The following is a 15,727-nucleotide window of genomic DNA, read 5'->3' on the forward strand; positions in this document are numbered from 1 at the left end:
CTTTCCAGCCGCGGCTGGTCATGCTCTAACGCGGGATATGCGCGCTTTCCTCCTCGCCGCGGGCGGTATGCTCGTCGCATCGACAGCCCTCGGACAGACGGCCCGTCGCGATCCCTTGCCCCCGGCGCGACCGTTTATCGGCACGGGCGGACAGGGTCATACCTTCCCCGGTGCCACGGCGCCGTTCGGCATGGTGCAACTCAGCCCCGACACGGATACCGGTTGCGAGATCCGCCAATGCTACGGCCACGCCGCCGGCTATCGCTACGAAGACCCGACGATCCAGGGGTTCAGCCACACGCACTTCTCCGGGGCGGGCCATTCCGATCTCGGTGACGTGCTGGTCATGCCCGTCGCGGGCGATGACGTGAAGATGGATCCCGGCGACCCGTCGGTCCGGCATTCCGGGTATCGCTCCGCCTTCGATCACGCCCGCGAGGCCGCCGGCCCCGGCTATTACTCGGTCATGCTGGACGATTACGGCGTGCGCGCCGAACTTACCGCCGGCACCCGCGTCGGCGTGCACCGCTACACCTTTTGGGGAAAGCCTGCGCACATCGTCATCGATCTGCGCTCGTCGCTCTACAATTATCCCGGCAAGGTCCTCTGGTCCGGCCTGCATCTGCGCCCCGACGGCACGCTGACCGGCTTCCGCGAGACGCGCGGCTGGGCGCCCGGGCGCAAGCTCTTCTTCGCCATGCGCTTCTCCGCGCCGCTCACCGATCACGCGTTCGTCGATCGCGACAGCCGCATACCCTATAGCGGGTTCGCGGGGCCGGGGCGTGGCAGCGACGCGGTCGCGGAAAAGCTCGGACGGCAGCTGGAGGCGCGGCTCGACTTCGGAAAGCTGCGGTCGCTCGAGGTCCGCGTCGCCTTGTCGGGTGTCGACGAGGCGGGGGCGGTGGCCAATCTGGACGCCGAGCCCGGCGGCTTCGACGCGATCCTCGCGTCGACGCGGGCCGCCTGGACCAAGTCGCTCGGCGCGGTCGAAATCGACGCCGACGCGCCGATGCGCACCAGCCTCTATACCGCGCTCTACCATAGTCTGCTCGCCCCCAGCGTGTGGAGCGACGCCGATGGGCGGTATCGCGGTCCGGACGATCAGGTGCACCGCGCCGAGGGCTACACCTTCCGCTCGACCTTCTCGCTGTGGGACACCTTCCGTGCCGAGCATCCCCTGCTGACCCTGATCCAGCCGGCGCAGACGTCGACCGACGTCGTCCGCTCGCTGGTCGACAGCCGTCGCTACAGCCCCGACGGCATCCTGCCGGTCTGGCAGTTCGCGGGTCGCGAGACATGGACGATGATCGGCTATCATGCCGTGCCGGTGATCGCCGACGCCTATCTGAAGGGGATCGGCGGATTCGACGCCCGCGAGGCACTGGACGCCATGGTCGCGAGCGCGACTTACGCGCCCTATGGCGGCCTGGGCGAGTATATGAAGCGCGGCTATGTGCCGATCGACAAGGAGCCCGAAGCGGCGTCCAAGACGGTCGAATATGCCTATGACGACTGGACGATCGCTCGGATGGCGCGTGCCATGGGGCGTCTGGACATCGCCGCCACCTTCGACCGGCGCGCCGCCAACTGGCGCAACAGCTTCGATGGCGCAACCGGCTTCCTGCGCGCGCGCAAGAGCGACGGCAGTTTCCGCACGCCCTTCGATCCGACCGCAATCAACTACGGCTCCGACTATACGGAGGGCAATGCCTGGCAATATAGCTGGTTCATGCCGCATGACCAGGGCGGCCTGTTCCGCCTGCTCGGCGGCGACGCGAAGGTCGTGGCCAAGCTCGATGCCATGTTCGACTACGACAATTCGAAGCTGGACTACAGCCATGCGGAAGACATCGCCGGGCTGATCGGCCAGTATATCCACGGCAACGAGCCGAGCCACCACGTCGCCTATCTCTACGTGCTCGCCGGTCAGCCGTGGCGGACGCAGGAGCGGCTCGCCCAGATCGTCGCCAGCCAGTACAAGCCGACGCCGGACGGCCTGTCCGGCAACGACGACCTCGGCCAGATGTCGGCCTGGCTCGTCTTCACCGCGCTCGGCTTCTACCCGGTCACGCCGGCTTCCGGACAATATGTCATCGGACGCCCGTTCGTGCGCCGCGCCACGCTGGCGCTGCCCAACGGGAAGCGGTTCGTGATCGTCGCCGACGGGTTGAGCGACGCCAACCGCTATGTCGGCCGCGTCACGCTCGACGGCAAGGCGCTCGAGCGCAGCTACCTGACGCATCAGCAGATCATGGCGGGCGGCGAGCTGCGATTCACCATGCAGGCGACGCCGAACCGCGCCTGGGCGACCGCCAAGGCGGACCGGCCCTATTCGATGACGCCCTATTGACGAGGCGCATTACCGGCTGCGCTGCGGCATCGATCGGGGCATCGGTCGGGGGCATGGCCTCGTCCGGGTCCGGTCCTGGTAGCGGGCGCCTCGCGAAGGGGGTGACGCTGCGGCCGGGCGGGCTATGATCCCGCCATGACCGATCGACCCGACCGCCATCATCGTCTGCGCTCGATCCTCGGCGGGTCGGCGGGCAATCTGGTCGAATGGTTCGACTGGTACGTCTATTCCGCTTTCGGCCTGTATTTCGCCCCGCATTTCTTTCCGAAGGGCGATCCGACCGCGCAATTGCTCAACACCGCGGCGATCTTCGCGGTCGGCTTCGTGATGCGGCCGGTGGGCGCGTGGATCATGGGCATCTATGCCGACCGCTACGGGCGCAAGGCAGGGTTGACGCTGTCGGTGACGCTGATGTGCGCGGGCGCGCTGCTGATCGCGGTGTCGCCCGGCTATGCGACGATCGGCTGGGGCGCACCGGCGCTCCTCGTCGTCGCCCGGCTGATGCAGGGGCTCAGCGTCGGCGGCGAATATGGCGCGAGCGCGGTCTATCTGTCCGAAATGGCTGGCCGGGACCGCCGCGGCTTCTTCTCGTCCTTCCAATATGTCACGCTGATCGCGGGGCAGTTGCTCGCCCTCTTCACCCTGTTGCTGCTGCAGGCGGCGCTCAGCGAGGCGCAACTGGAGGCCTGGGGCTGGCGGCTGCCGTTCGCGCTCGGCGGCCTGCTCGCGATCCTCGTCTTTCGCATCCGCCGCGGCCTCGCGGAAACGCAGTCGTTCGAGAACGCCCGCGACAAGCCCCGGTCGAGCGGCTGGCTGCTGTTCAGCCGTCATCCGCGCGAGGCGGCGACCGTGGTGCTGCTCACCGCCGGCGGCACGCTCGCCTTCTACGCTTATACGACCTACATGCAGAAGTTCCTCGTCAACACCACGGGCTTCGACCGCGAGACCGCGACCTGGATCATGACCGGCGCCCTGGCGCTCTATGCCGCGCTCCAGCCGCTTGCCGGCGCCCTGTCAGACCGGATCGGCCGCCGCCCGCTGATGATCGGTTTCGGCATCGCCGGCATGATCGCGACGGTGCCGATCTTCACATTGCTGGAAACCGTGCGCAGCCCGGTACTCGCCTTCGCGCTGGTGATGGTCGCGCTTCTGATCGTCACCGGCTACACCGCGATCAACGCGGTGGTGAAGGCGGAGCTTTTCCCTGCGCACGTCCGCGCCCTTGGCGTCGCCTTGCCCTATGCGCTCGCGAATACAGCGTTCGGGGGCACTGCCGAATATGTCGCGCTCTGGCTGAAGCAGGCCGGTGCCGAGAACGCCTTCTACTGGTATGTCTCGGCGATGATCGCCGTCTCGCTCGTCACCTATTGGCGGATGCGCGACACGCGTGTCGACAGTGCGATCGTCGAGGACTGAAGCCCGGGATGTGATCCAGCGAACCTGGATCGGCGCGGTGCCGGCGCTCACCGCCACCCGGCCGCTCATCCAGAATATGCTGAGTGGGCGGCCGGGTGGCGGTGAGGGCCGGCACCGCCTTACCAGAAATGATTCACGCCCTATCCACGCGGCAGCGCGATCGTCGCGCACAGTCCGCCGCCGTCGCGGTTGGCGAGGCGGATGTCGCCGCCCGCCTCGCGCACGATCGTCCGCGCCAGCGCCAGGCCCAGGCCGATGCCGCCCGTGTCGCGATTGCGCGAGGTCTCCAGCCGCGTGAAGGGGTCGAACACGTCGTTCAGCCGGGCGTCGGGAATGCCGGGGCCGCGATCCGCGACCTCGATCGCCACCTCGCGCGGCGCGACGACCAGCCGCACCTCCGCGCCGCCGCCATATTTCACCGCATTCTCAATCAGGTTGCGGATCGCGCGCCGCATCAGCGCGGGTCGCATTCGCATCTTCAGCCGCGCCGCCTCCTCGAAGGCGACATCCTGCCCCAGATCGCGGAAATCCTCGACCACCGCATCGACCAGCGCGGCGAGATCGACCTCGGTCGGGGCCTCGCTTGGCCGCCCGATCCGCGCCAGCGACAATATGTCGTCGAGCGTCCGGTTCATCTCCGCGATCGTGTCCGCCATCCGTGCGCGGTCGGCGTCGTCCTCCACCGATTCGATACGCACGCGCAGCGCGGCGAGCGGCGTGCGCAGGTCATGGCCGATCGCGCCCAGCATGCGGTCCTTCTCGTCGAGCATCGCGGTGACGCGGAGCCGCAGGTCGTTGAACGCGGTGATGAGCTGGCGCACGTCCTCCGGACCGCTCGGCGGTACGGCCTCACCCTCGTCGCGCGGGCCGAATCGCTCCGCTGCGCGCGTCAGGTCGCGCAGGGGGCGGGACAGCTGGCGTCCCGCGAGCAGGAGCGGCACCAGCACGAGCAGATAGAGGACCGCCGTCTGCCCGGCCAGCCGCCACACCAGGTCGCGGTCGTCGCTCAACCAGAAGGTGTTGAGCACCAGCCAGTCCTGTCCCGGCCGCTCGACCGCGATGCGCAGCTCGTTGCCGCGCGCGATGAGGCGCTCCGCGCGCTTCAGCGGCATGCGCCGCAGCCAGGGGTTCGCCGGATCGATACGACCGAGGCCGGTGACGATCCGGCCCGGCCGCAGGCCCGTTTCCGCCAGCGCCTCGCGCAGCGCGGCCTCGACCTCGGGGAGCCGCTGCGCGGCCGTGGGAATCGGATTGGCGGCGTAGCGACGCACCCGCGCGTGCGTCTCGCGGTCGCCGCGCAGTCGTCCGGGCCGCACCGGCCGCTCCACCGCGTCGATCAGCCGCGCCACGACCGGCCCGGTCGTCTGCTCCAGGCGCAGCCCCCGCCGCTCGCGCAGCAGCAGGCCGAAGTTGATCGCCTGCGCGATGAACAGGCCGATCGCGACGAGCAGCGCGAGCTGTCCGGCCAGCGTGCGCGGCCGCCACAGGCGCCGCGTCGCGCCGTTCGCCGCGCCGTCCATCGCGCCGCTCACAGCCGCGTGACTTCCGCCGCCAGCGTATAGCCGCCGCCCCACACGGTCTTGATGATTTCCGGCGCCTTGGCGTCCGTCTCGATCTTGCGGCGAAGACGGCTGACCTGATTGTCGATCGCGCGGTCGAAGGCCGCCGCCTCGCGCCCCTGCGTCAGGTCGAGCAGCTGGTCGCGCGTCAGCACCTGGCGCGGCCGGGTGACGAGCGCGAGCAGCAGATTGTACTCGCCCGTCGACAGGGGCACCGACACGCCCTCGCGATCCACGAGCGTCCGCTCGCCCGTCTTCAGCACCCAGCCGGCGAAGGCATAGGAGCCGCTCTCCGGTGCGTGCTGGCGCGTGCCGCCCGCGGTCAGGCGACGCAGCACCACCTTGACCCGCGTGGCCAGCTCGCGCGGGCTGAACGGCTTCACGACATAATCGTCCGCGCCCATCTCCAATCCGACGATGCGGTCGGTCTCCTCCGCCTTGGCAGTCAGCAGGATGACGGGCGTATCGCTCGTCGCGGCGATGTGGCGGCACAGCGACAGGCCGTCCTCGCCCGGCATCATGATGTCGAGGATCACGAGATCGATGGCATAGGCGGCCAGCCGCGTGCGGGCGCTTTCGGCGTCCGCCGCCTGCGTGACCCGAAAGCCCTGCCGGGTCAGATAATGCGCGAGCGGCTCGCGGATCGAGCGCTCGTCGTCGACGAGCAGCAGATGCGGCATGTCTCCCATTCCGTCCGCATTAGTCATCGTGCGCCCTCCCGCAAGCCGGCCGGGCGTCCTGCGGCCGCCCGGTCCGGATCCGTCACTGTGCGTCGGCAGGGGGCGGGGGCGGCGGCGCGTCGCCACCACGCATGCCACGACGCCCGTAGGGACGCGCCTGCGCCATCTCGGTCGCGTCGAGCTTGCCGTCGTGATTGGCATCCATGCGATCGAACCGCATGCCGGCCCGCGCGACATAGTCGGCCCGCGCGACCGCGGGACCATCGTCGTTTCCGCCGGCGGCGGGCTGGGGAGGGGCCGGTGGGGCCGGTGGCGCAGGCGGCGGCGCCGCGTTGCCGGTCATCTGGCCCCGCCAGTGGGCGCGCATCGAGGCGCGGAACGCCTGGCGCTCCGCCGCGGAAAGCGAGCCGTCGTGGTTGGCGTCCATCGCGTCGAACCGGGCGCCGGCCTCGGCGAGCGCCTCGTCGCGCGTCACCACGCCATCGTGATTGGCATCGGCGCGCATCATGGCGCCGCCTGGCGGCGGAGGCGGCGATGCCGGGGGCATTGCGGTCTGCGCGGATGCAAATGTCGCGGCAAAGCCGCTCGCGGCGATCGCCAGCGTGATGAAGGGGATACGCATGCGGATCAGGATCTCCAGCGCAACGGGCCCATCCCGTCTACGCTTGCGCCTCCTTTGCCATCGTTATGTCCCATGCATGTGTCGTCCGACCGCGCGAATGTCGCAAATTGTCGCGTCCGCCGCGACCTTGCGCCCGGACGAGGCCTACCCGAACAGCGCGACGCTCTGCATCTGCTCCGCGATGCGACCGCCGTCCGGCGACCAGATCGCCATGCGCTGGCTCGACGTTCCGGCCCGGGCATGATCGGTGGCGCTTTCCAGCAACCACCAGCCGTCGCGCGGCGGGGTCGGCGTATCGAGCAGGTTGAGCTGCCAGGTCATCGAACTCACCGGCGCGGGACCGCCGATCAGTTTCAGCGCGGCGGGCGGCAGACAGTCCGCGACGGCGATGAGCTCCACCGCCGGGTCCAGGCCGTCGCGGTCGCGCAGCCGCACCCAGCGCCGCCATTCCGCCGGGCCGGTGCCGGCGACGTCGTCGACCATGTCGAAATTCTGCGAGAAACGCACGGCGGGGTGACCGTTCTGCGTCGGCGCTCCCGGTTCCGGCACCGCAAAGGGCAGGGGCGCCTCGACGCGGTGATCGACGCGCGACGGCACGGGCGCCATGAACACGAACGTCGCGCGCAGGCCCAGCCCCGCCTCGCCCTCGACATCCGCCTGCACGAAGGCGGCGTTGCGCCCCCGCCTCAGCCGCGTCGCGCGGACGACGACGGTTCCGCTCAACGGGCCGACGAACGCCACCAGCGCAGAACGAAGCGGCGGCAGGTCGACGTCCGAGGCTTGCGCCGCGTGCAGCGCGAGGGCTGCCGACAGGCCGCCGTAGCACGTCCTCCCCTGCAGCCAGGTCTCCGGGATCGTCCCACGCCACCCGTCCGCCGCAGGCTCCAGCGTGTCGAGGATCGTCTTGAGGCCGGTCATGGCAGGTCGGATTCGCGGTATTCGATCATGACGCGACGCTAGGCGGCTTTGGCCGCCACGACCATACGCAATCGTCGAAAACCCGGGTTCGGTTACGTCGGCGATGGCTATGGTAAGCGCGGCGTTGACGATCGCGCTTCATGGCTCGCGAAGGCCTTTCGGTTAGATCCGCACCGTATGGACATGACGGCGCATGGGAGGCGCGGGAACGATGGCGAATTTGGGGAAGGTCGCTTTGGGGCTCGTCTCGGCGGCGCTGGCCATGCCGGCACAGGCGACGCCACAGGCGCAGGAGGCCGCGCTGCCCGCGCATAGCGACATTGCCGTCAAGCTGGATCAGGACCTCAGTTCCGCGGGTGCGCACGTCGGCCAGCGGTTCGGCGTCACCGTCAGTCGGGATGTCTACGCCGATGGCCGCCTGCTCATCCCGCAGGGTACGCCCGGCGTCGGAGAGGTGGCGGTTCGCTCCGGCAAGGGCGCCTATGGGCGGTCCGGCAAGCTGGAGATCGCGCTGCGATCGGTCGAGGTCGAGGGCCGCTCCATTCCCGTGACGGGGCGCTTCCGCGCGGAAGGGGACGGCGCGACCGCGGCGACGATCGGGGCGGTGGCGTTCGGCGGCATCGTCGCGGGCGCGTTCGTCAAGGGCAAGCATGCGCGCTTCGTAGCGGGGCAGGAATTCCACGCCTTCACGGTGGATCGGGTCGCCATGCGCGGCGTCGCGCCACGCCTGCCGGTCATGGTCGCCGCACCGGTGCGTATCGCCCCCGTCGAGACCGCCGCCTTCGTCCCTGTGGCCGTGCCGCCGACCAGCTATCAAAGCCTGTTGCTCGCGCAGCAGGGCGTGCGCGGCCGCAGCGCGCAGGGCTGGACGATCAGCGACTGATCGCCGCTGGCGACTCCGGCGCTGGCGATGCCGTCGGTACGCGCAGCCAGATGATTGATGCGGCGCTGCCGATCAGCGCGGCGGCGACCATGAACGCGGCGCCGTCGAATCCATGGGCGGCGCCCCAGCCCAAACTTTGCGCGGCGATGAGCGGCCCCAGGATCGCCGCGACCGAATTCATCGATCCGATGCCGCCCTGCAGCGCACCCTGCCGCGTCGCGTCGACCATGCGCGACAGCGTCGCGTTCATCGCCGGATAGGCGAAGGCGCCCAGGCAGCCGAGCAGGAAGAACGCATAGACCTGCCATCCCTGCGTCGTGAACGCATAGGCGATCAGCGTCGCAGTGGCGCTGAACAGGCCGATGACCGCCGCGTTGCGCTCGCCGACCCGCGCGAGCACGCGCCGCGTCAGCCCCACTTGGACGACCACGCTGAGGAAGCCGACCCAGGCGAGGCTCCAGCCGATCGCCGTGGCGTTCCAGCCGAACCGGATCGCCGCCCAGAACGACCAGGTCGCGGGGTAGACGGTATTGCCCAATTGCCACAGGAACCAGGCGACCAGCAGCGGCGTCGCATTGCCGGCGGCGAACAGCGGCTTGAACGCGTCGACGACATGTGCGTCACGCAGCCGGAAGGGCCGGCGGTTTTGCGGTGCGAGCGTCTCGGGAAGGAAGAGCGCCATCGCGACGGCGTTGAGCGCGGCGAGCGCCGCGGCGACGACGAAGGGCGCGCGGGTGCCCCAGCCGGCGGCGATACCGCCCAGCGCCGGGCCGAGGATGAAGCCGACGCCGAATGCCGCGCCCAGCAGGCCGAAGATCGGGCCACGCCGGTCGGCGGGCGTCGTGTCAGCGATCACCGCGCCCGCCGGCCCGAACGTCGCGCCGGCGACGCCCGCGATCGCGCGCCCGACGAACAGCCATGCGAGCGTCGGCGCCGCCGCCATCAGCAGATAATCGAGGCTGAAGGCGACCATCGAGGCCATCAACACCGGCCGTCGCCCGAAGCGGTCGCCCAGATTGCCGAGGATCGGACCGGCGACGAACTGGCCGATCGCGAACACGGCGAGCAGCCAGCCGGACACGCGCGTGGCCTGCGCCAGATCCATCCGGCCCAGATGCGTCACCAGCGCCGGCAGCACGGGCATGACGATGCCCAGACCGATCACGTCGACGACGACGGCCGCGAGGACGATCGGGATCGCCCGATGCTCGAATCGCATGCTTCTTCCCCTTGCCGTCCGATGGGCCGCCTTGCCGCCCTTCGCGCCGGTGTAGACCGACGGTGCTCCTGCGCCAATCCGCAGGTTCGATGCATTTGCATCGGGGGCGCATCCGTGCGATGCCCGTCCAGCATACCCGATCTTCTGAATCGGGCTGAGGAGAGATGCCGATGGCCACGCTTGCCGCGCCCGACGCCCCCGCCGATCCGCTTGACGCCTTCCGCGCGGAGGCGCGCGCGTGGCTGGCCGCGAACTTCCCTTCCGCGCTGGCGCACAAGGACAATGCGATGTCCGCGGTGGAGGGGCCGGGTGAGGAGACGGACGACCAGCGCCGCTGGCGCGAGGCAATGGGCGCGAAAGGCTGGGGCGTGCCGACCTGGCCGCGCGACTATGGCGGCGGCGGCCTGTCGCGTGCGGAGGCGCGCGTGCTGGCGGAGGAGATGGCGCGGATCGGTGCGTGGAACCCGATCGGCGGCATGGGCGTGATGATGTTCGGCCCCACGCTGCTCGAATATGGCAGCGAGGCGCAGAAGCGCGAGCACATTCCCCCGATCGCCCGCGGCGAGATCCGCTGGTGCCAGGGCTATTCCGAACCGGGCGCCGGCTCCGACCTCGCCAATCTGCAGACGTTCGCCGAGGATTGCGGCGACCACTATCTTGTCAACGGCCAGAAGACCTGGACCAGCGGCGGCCAGTGGGCGGACAAGTGCTTCGCGCTCGTCCGCACCGATCGGACGCGCAAGCACGAGGGGATCAGCTTCCTGCTGATCGACATGGACGCGCCGGGCGTCGAGGTGAAGCCGATCCGCCTCATTTCCGGCGCCTCGCCCTTCTGCGAGACGTTTTTCACGGACGTGAAGGTGCCCAAGGAGAATCTCGTCGGCCGCGAGGGGGAGGGCTGGACGATCGGCAAGCGCCTGCTCCAGCACGAACGTTCCAGCCTGTCGGGCGGCGGCTCGACCGGGCGTCTGCTCGCCGGGACACCGCTCGGCGAGATCGCCAAGCGCTATCGCGGCGTCGACGCCGAGGGCCGGCTCGCGGACGCGGATCTGCGCGCGCGGCTGATCCGCCACGACATGGACGTGCGCGCCTTCGGCTTGACGTTGCGCCGCGCCGCGCTGGAGGCGAAGGCGAGCCAGGGTCCGTCCGCGACCTCGTCGATCATGAAGAACGTCGGCGCCCGGATCACGCAGGAGCGCGCCGAACTCGCCATCGAGATCATGGGCATGAGCGGCCTCGGCTGGGAGGGCGAGGGCTTCAGCGAAGAGGAACTGACCCAGACCCGCACCTGGCTGTGGGGCAAGGCCGTCTCGATCTACGGCGGCTCGACCGAGATCCAGAACAACATCGTCGCCAAGCGCATCCTCGGGATGCTCGACCACCAGTGATCGCCGCGCCGCGGAGAACGGAGCAACAGACATGGCCGTGCTGACCGAAGACCAGACGATGCTGCGCGACATGGCGCAGAGCTGGACCGACAAGGAATCGCCCGTCGCCGCGTTCCGCGCGGTGCGCGACGCTGCGCCGCCCGCCGGCTTCGATCCCGCCGTCTGGGCGGAGGTCGGCCAGATGGGCTGGCCCGGTATCGTCGTGCCGGAGGCGGATGGCGGCGCCGGCATGGGGTATCTGTCGCTGGGGCTCGTGCTCGAACAGCTCGGCCGGACGCTGACCGCGACGCCGCTCGCCGCGACCGCCGCCGCGGCGAGCGCGATCGCGATGGGCGAGGATGCCGAGGCGAGGGCGGCATGGCTGCCCCGTATCGCGGCCGGCGAGGCGATCGTCGCGCTGGCGGTCGACGAGGGACCGCTGCACGATCCGGACGCACTCGACACGGTCGTCGCGGACGGGCGGCTGACGGGCACGAAGATGTTCGTCGCGGAGGGGGACGGGGCGCAAGCCTTCGTCGTCGCGGCGGCGGACGGCCTCTATCTCGTCGCCGGCGATGCGGCGGTCTCCAGAACGCCGCGCCGGATGGCCGACAGCCGCAGTCACGCCGACGTCCGCTTCGACGCGGCGCCGGCCGTGCGGCTCGGCGACAAGGCGCTGACGGCCGCGATCTGCGACCGGGCTGCCGCGCTCGTCACCGCCGAGATGCTCGGCCTCGCCGGTCAGGCGTTCGACGACACCAACGCCTATCTCAAGACGCGCGTCCAGTTCGGTCAGCCGCTCAGCACCTTCCAGGCGCTGCAGCATCGCATGGCCAAGATGTTCACCGAGCTCGAATTGATGCGCTCGGTGGTCGAGGGCGCGCTGGAGGCGATCGACGCGGGCCGATCCGACGTCGCGCAGGCGGTCAGCCTTGCCAAGGCGGTCGGCGGCGAGACCACGAAGCTCGTCAGTCGGGAGATGGTGCAGCTGCATGGCGGCATCGGCATGACCGACGAGCATCACGCCGGTTTCTACCTGAAGCGCGCCGCCGTGCTCGAGGCGATGTGGGGCAATGCCGCATGGCACCGCGACCGCTTCGGCCGGCTGGCGGGCTATTGATGCAGCAGCCGTGCTTCGTGCGCGGCGGCGCGCCGTCGCGCTGACCGCACGACCGGTCGAGACAGGCAAGGGCCGGCTATCAGGCGGCGCATGGTGCGCATGGGCGGCGCCGGTCCCCCCGGCCGTGCGCCGTCCGGCCTTTGATCAGTGGGCCGCGGCCATCATCTCGCCGGTACGGCCCGGCACGGCGTGGAAGGCGGCGAACTGACGCTGCGCCTCGTCGCTCATCAGGTTCTGCATCATCGTCCAGAAGCCGGTGACCGCTTCCTCGCCCGATGCGGCATAGGCGCGGCTCATGTTCTGGTGCAGGCCCGAGAAGAGACGGCGCTCCAGCGCATCGCCGGCCGCCGTCAGCCGCAGCAGCCGCTGGCGACGGTCCGTCTCGCCCGTCCGCTGCTCGACCAGCCCGCGTTCGATCAGCGCGCCGAGCACGCGGCCCAGCGACTGCTTGGTCACGCCGAGCAGCGACAGCAGGTCGCCAACCGAGAGGTTCGGTTGCCGCCCGATAAAATAGAGGCAGCGATGATGGGCGCGCCCCAGCCCGAGCGCCGCGAGTTCGGCGTCCGAATGGCGCAGGTGCGACTTATGGGCGAACAGCAACAGGTCCATCCCGCCGCGAATGACGTCGTCGCGCAGGAATTGGGCGGGGGGCGGTTTGATCGTGTCGGACATGCCTCGCGTCTCGTCTCCTAGCAGGAACGACGCCAGCGTCGTCCCATGACGTCATGACGACGCCGAAGGACAACATCCGCACCCTAAACGTATAAAATCTTCGACAGGCGGGAACAAAATCGACATTTGAGCGACATGGAGCGCCTGCCACGGCTTCAGGCGCCTGCAACGCCCGGTCCGGGGCTGGGTCAGTCGATCGCGCGGTCGTCGAACATGCCGAACAGGATTGTCGACGCATAGACGCCGATCGCGCGATCGCGCGGCATCGCCGCGGCCCATTTGCGCATGTCGAACGCCGCATTCTGCAGCGCCATCAATGCCTGTGCGGCGATCAGCGCATCGACCGCGCACATCGATCCTTCGGCGATGCCGTCCATCATCGTGCCCGCGAAGCGGCGGGCGATACGGTTCGACCGGTCGACCATCGCGCTGCGCACGTCGGCGGGCAGGCCGCTGAGCGCGGTCGTGCGCAGCAAGGGCGCGCGCTCGGCGAACTGCACGTCCAGCAGCGTCGCGATCGTGCTCGACAGCCGCTGCCAGTGGCTGCCGCCAGCCGCGTCGGCCAGCCGCTGGGCATCGGAGATCGTGTCGAAGCTGCGTCGGTAGCAGGCGATGACCAGATCGTCCTTGGCATCCAGATGGTGGTAGAAGCTGCCCTTGGTGACGTTCAGCTCCGCCGCGATCCGCTGTACCGACGCGCCGCGATAGCCGAGCTCGTTGATCAGCCGGGTCGCGGCGAGCAAGAAGGCCGCGCGTCCCGGTTCGGTCTCGGCATGCGCCAGGTCGATCGGCGCCGGCGACCAGCGGGCGTCGGGCTGGGCGATGCCGCCCGCGAAAACGTCCATCAGTCGCGCCTCGACACGGTCGAACTGGTCTGGCTCGTACCGGTCGAGCCACGCCGGCAACCAGAAGATATTCTCCAGCAGCACGTGCGCCCGGGCGCCGAACAGGTCGGTATGTGCGCGGCTCGCTGCCGGCCCCCACAGGGCGCGGGTGCGCCGAAAGACCTCGCGCCAGCGATTGAGCAGGCGCGTGCGGTTTGGCTCTTCCGACGCGCGCAGGTCCGACAGCACCGCCATGGCGCGTTCCTCGCCGCGCTGCACGCGCGCGAGGCGCGCCATGTTGAGCGCCAGGAACCGGCGCACCCGCGCCTGCGGCGACGCTTCGGCGGCCGCGTCGTCCAGCATCGCGAGCAGCAGATCGAGCGTGTGCTCGAACGCCGCCGCCGCCAGATCCTCCTTGCGCTTGAAATAATAGGTCACGCTGGTGGTGTTCAGCCCGACGCGGCGCGCCACGTCGGCGAAGGTCATGCCCTTCGCACTCTGTTCGTTGATCGCTTCCGCAGCGGCGGCCAATATGGCGTCGCGCTTCGCGCGGAACCGCTTGGTGCCCGTTTCCTCCTCACCGATCCCCACCTGCGTGGGCGCCCCCGCGTCCGTCATCGCGCAACTGTATCAACCGAGCTTTCGAAGAAACAGTGTTTTTTGGCCGGCGGCGAGACGCTGCGTAATTTCTCGCGCACGTAGCTGGCGGGAGGCTTTACCGAATATGCGGTATGGCATAAGCCTGCCCAAACGATAGCGGGACGAGGAGCCTCATGGATTTCACCCTCAACGAGCGCGAGACGTATTTCCGGGATCGGGTACGCGCCTTCATCCAGGCGGAGATCCGGCCCCGGCAGGCGGACTATCACGCGCAGGAGCATGACGGCGACCGCTGGAAGGTGATCCCGGTGATCGAGGAGGTGAAGGCGAAGGCCAAGGCCGCCGGTCTGTGGAACTTCTTCATGCCGCCGCACTCGGGCATGCCGCCGGTCGACGACAGTTTCGCGTTCGAGGGCGAACAGCTCACCAACCTCGAATATGCGCTCTGCGCGGAGGAGATGGGGCGGATCGGCTGGGCCTCGGAATGCTTCAACTGCTCGGCTCCCGACACGGGCAACATGGAGGTGCTGCACCGCTATGGCACCCGCGCACAGAAGGACGCATGGCTGCGCCCGCTGATGCAGGGCGACATCCGCTCCGCCTTCCTGATGACCGAGCCCGCCGTCGCCTCGTCCGACGCGACCAATATCGAGACGCGGATGGTGCGCGACGGCGACCATTACGTCATCTCCGGCACCAAATGGTGGTCGAGCGGCGTCGGCGATCCGCGCTGCAAGGTCGCGATCGTCATGGGCAAGACCGATACGGAGGCGAAGCGGCACCAGCAGCAGAGCATGATCCTGGTGCCGATGGATGCGCCCGGCGTGACGATCGAGCGAATGCTGACCGTCTACGGCTATGACCATGCGCCGCACGGCCATGGTCAGGTCCGGCTCGACAATGTCCGCGTGCCCGTCGAGAACATGCTGCTGGGCGAAGGACGCGGCTTCGAGATCGCGCAGGGCCGGCTCGGCCCGGGGCGCATCCATCACTGCATGCGCACGATCGGCGTGGCCGAAGAGGCGATCGAGGCGATGGCGAAGCGCCTGCTGACCCGCGTCGCCTTCGGCAAGCGGATCGCCGACCATTCGGTCTGGGAGCAGCGGATCGCCCGCGCGCGCATCGATATCGAGATGACCCGGCTGCTCTGCCTCAAGGCCGCGGACATGATGGACAAGGCGGGCAACAAGGCCGCGCAGCTCGAGATTGCGATGATCAAGGTCCAGGCGCCGACGATGGCGCTGCAGATCCTCGACGATGCGATCCAGGCGCATGGCGGCGGCGGCGTCAGCCAGGACTTCAAGCTGGCGCACGACTGGGCTGCGGTGCGCACGCTGCGCTTCGCGGACGGACCGGACGAGGTGCACAACCGTGCCATCGCGCGCCACGAATTCGGGCGCTACGCCGATATCGCGCTGGAAAGGCCCGGCCGGTAGGCGAAGACAGCGTGCCTCACCCCGGGGCGGCCGAGCCGCCCCCTCCCGCCGAAGACGGTAA

The 15,727-nt window shown here is 69.5% G+C and carries 13 protein-coding genes; 6 read left to right on the forward strand and 7 right to left on the reverse strand.

Annotation, left to right across the window (positions count from 1 at the left end; all coding sequences use genetic code 11):
- The first annotated feature begins 37 nt into the window (after positions 1-37).
- The gene (locus IQ292_RS13885; RefSeq protein ID WP_203310912.1) at positions 38-2,350 is read left to right on the forward strand and encodes a GH92 family glycosyl hydrolase; all 2,313 of its coding nucleotides are present in this window, start codon (positions 38-40) and stop codon (positions 2,348-2,350) included.
- Positions 2,351-2,485: 135 nt separating this feature from the next.
- Positions 2,486-3,766 (forward strand): MFS transporter, encoded by a 1,281-nt coding sequence (locus IQ292_RS13890; protein WP_203310913.1) that lies wholly within the window; start codon positions 2,486-2,488, stop codon positions 3,764-3,766.
- Between the two features lie 140 nt (positions 3,767-3,906).
- On the opposite strand, the gene IQ292_RS13895 is transcribed toward IQ292_RS13890, so the two are convergent.
- From IQ292_RS13895 to IQ292_RS13910, 4 genes are all read right to left on the reverse strand, one after another.
- Positions 3,907-5,286, reverse strand: a complete 1,380-nt coding sequence (locus tag IQ292_RS13895; RefSeq protein ID WP_203311044.1) for a sensor histidine kinase — start codon at positions 5,284-5,286, stop codon at positions 3,907-3,909.
- A gap of 8 nt (positions 5,287-5,294) precedes the next feature.
- Positions 5,295-6,014: a response regulator gene (locus IQ292_RS13900; RefSeq protein WP_203310914.1), complete on the reverse strand. Its 720-nt coding sequence runs from the start codon at positions 6,012-6,014 to the stop codon at positions 5,295-5,297.
- 73 nt (positions 6,015-6,087) lie between these two features.
- A complete protein-coding gene (locus IQ292_RS13905; RefSeq protein WP_203310915.1) occupies positions 6,088-6,627 on the reverse strand; it encodes an EF-hand domain-containing protein in 540 nt (179 codons plus the stop codon).
- Positions 6,628-6,771: 144 nt separating this feature from the next.
- Positions 6,772-7,545 (reverse strand): thioesterase family protein, encoded by a 774-nt coding sequence (locus tag IQ292_RS13910; RefSeq protein ID WP_203310916.1) that lies wholly within the window; start codon positions 7,543-7,545, stop codon positions 6,772-6,774.
- A 211-nt stretch (positions 7,546-7,756) separates the two neighbouring features.
- Here IQ292_RS13910 and IQ292_RS13915 point away from each other — a divergent pair, with 211 nt between their 5' ends.
- A complete protein-coding gene (locus tag IQ292_RS13915) occupies positions 7,757-8,428 on the forward strand; it encodes a hypothetical protein (protein ID WP_203310917.1) in 672 nt (223 codons plus the stop codon).
- Here IQ292_RS13915 and IQ292_RS13920 read toward each other — a convergent pair.
- Positions 8,418-9,647: an MFS transporter gene (locus IQ292_RS13920; protein ID WP_203310918.1), complete on the reverse strand. Its 1,230-nt coding sequence runs from the start codon at positions 9,645-9,647 to the stop codon at positions 8,418-8,420. The genes IQ292_RS13915 and IQ292_RS13920 overlap by 11 nt on opposite strands.
- A gap of 170 nt (positions 9,648-9,817) precedes the next feature.
- Here IQ292_RS13920 and IQ292_RS13925 point away from each other — a divergent pair, with 170 nt between their 5' ends.
- Both IQ292_RS13925 and IQ292_RS13930 read left to right on the forward strand, forming a co-directional pair.
- Positions 9,818-11,035 carry an acyl-CoA dehydrogenase family protein gene (locus IQ292_RS13925; protein ID WP_203310919.1) on the forward strand — a complete coding sequence of 406 codons (1,218 nt, stop codon included), beginning with the start codon at positions 9,818-9,820 and terminating at the stop codon, positions 11,033-11,035.
- A gap of 31 nt (positions 11,036-11,066) precedes the next feature.
- Complete coding sequence (locus IQ292_RS13930; protein ID WP_203310920.1) at positions 11,067-12,134, forward strand: acyl-CoA dehydrogenase family protein; 1,068 nt, start codon at positions 11,067-11,069, stop codon at positions 12,132-12,134.
- Positions 12,135-12,278: 144 nt separating this feature from the next.
- On the opposite strand, the gene IQ292_RS13935 is transcribed toward IQ292_RS13930, so the two are convergent.
- Together IQ292_RS13935 and IQ292_RS13940 are read right to left on the reverse strand one after the other, a co-directional pair.
- On the reverse strand, positions 12,279-12,806 hold the full coding sequence (locus IQ292_RS13935) for a MarR family winged helix-turn-helix transcriptional regulator (protein ID WP_203310921.1): 528 nt from the start codon (positions 12,804-12,806) through the stop codon (positions 12,279-12,281).
- A 188-nt stretch (positions 12,807-12,994) separates the two neighbouring features.
- A complete protein-coding gene (locus IQ292_RS13940) occupies positions 12,995-14,248 on the reverse strand; it encodes a TetR/AcrR family transcriptional regulator (RefSeq protein ID WP_203310922.1) in 1,254 nt (417 codons plus the stop codon).
- 155 nt (positions 14,249-14,403) lie between these two features.
- Here IQ292_RS13940 and IQ292_RS13945 point away from each other — a divergent pair, with 155 nt between their 5' ends.
- Positions 14,404-15,666: an acyl-CoA dehydrogenase family protein gene (locus tag IQ292_RS13945; RefSeq protein WP_203310923.1), complete on the forward strand. Its 1,263-nt coding sequence runs from the start codon at positions 14,404-14,406 to the stop codon at positions 15,664-15,666.
- The last annotated feature ends 61 nt before the right edge of the window (positions 15,667-15,727 follow it).

The sequence above is a fragment of the Sphingomonas beigongshangi genome (assembly GCF_016820445.1).
Classification (GTDB): Bacteria; Pseudomonadota; Alphaproteobacteria; order Sphingomonadales; family Sphingomonadaceae; genus Sphingomonas; species Sphingomonas beigongshangi.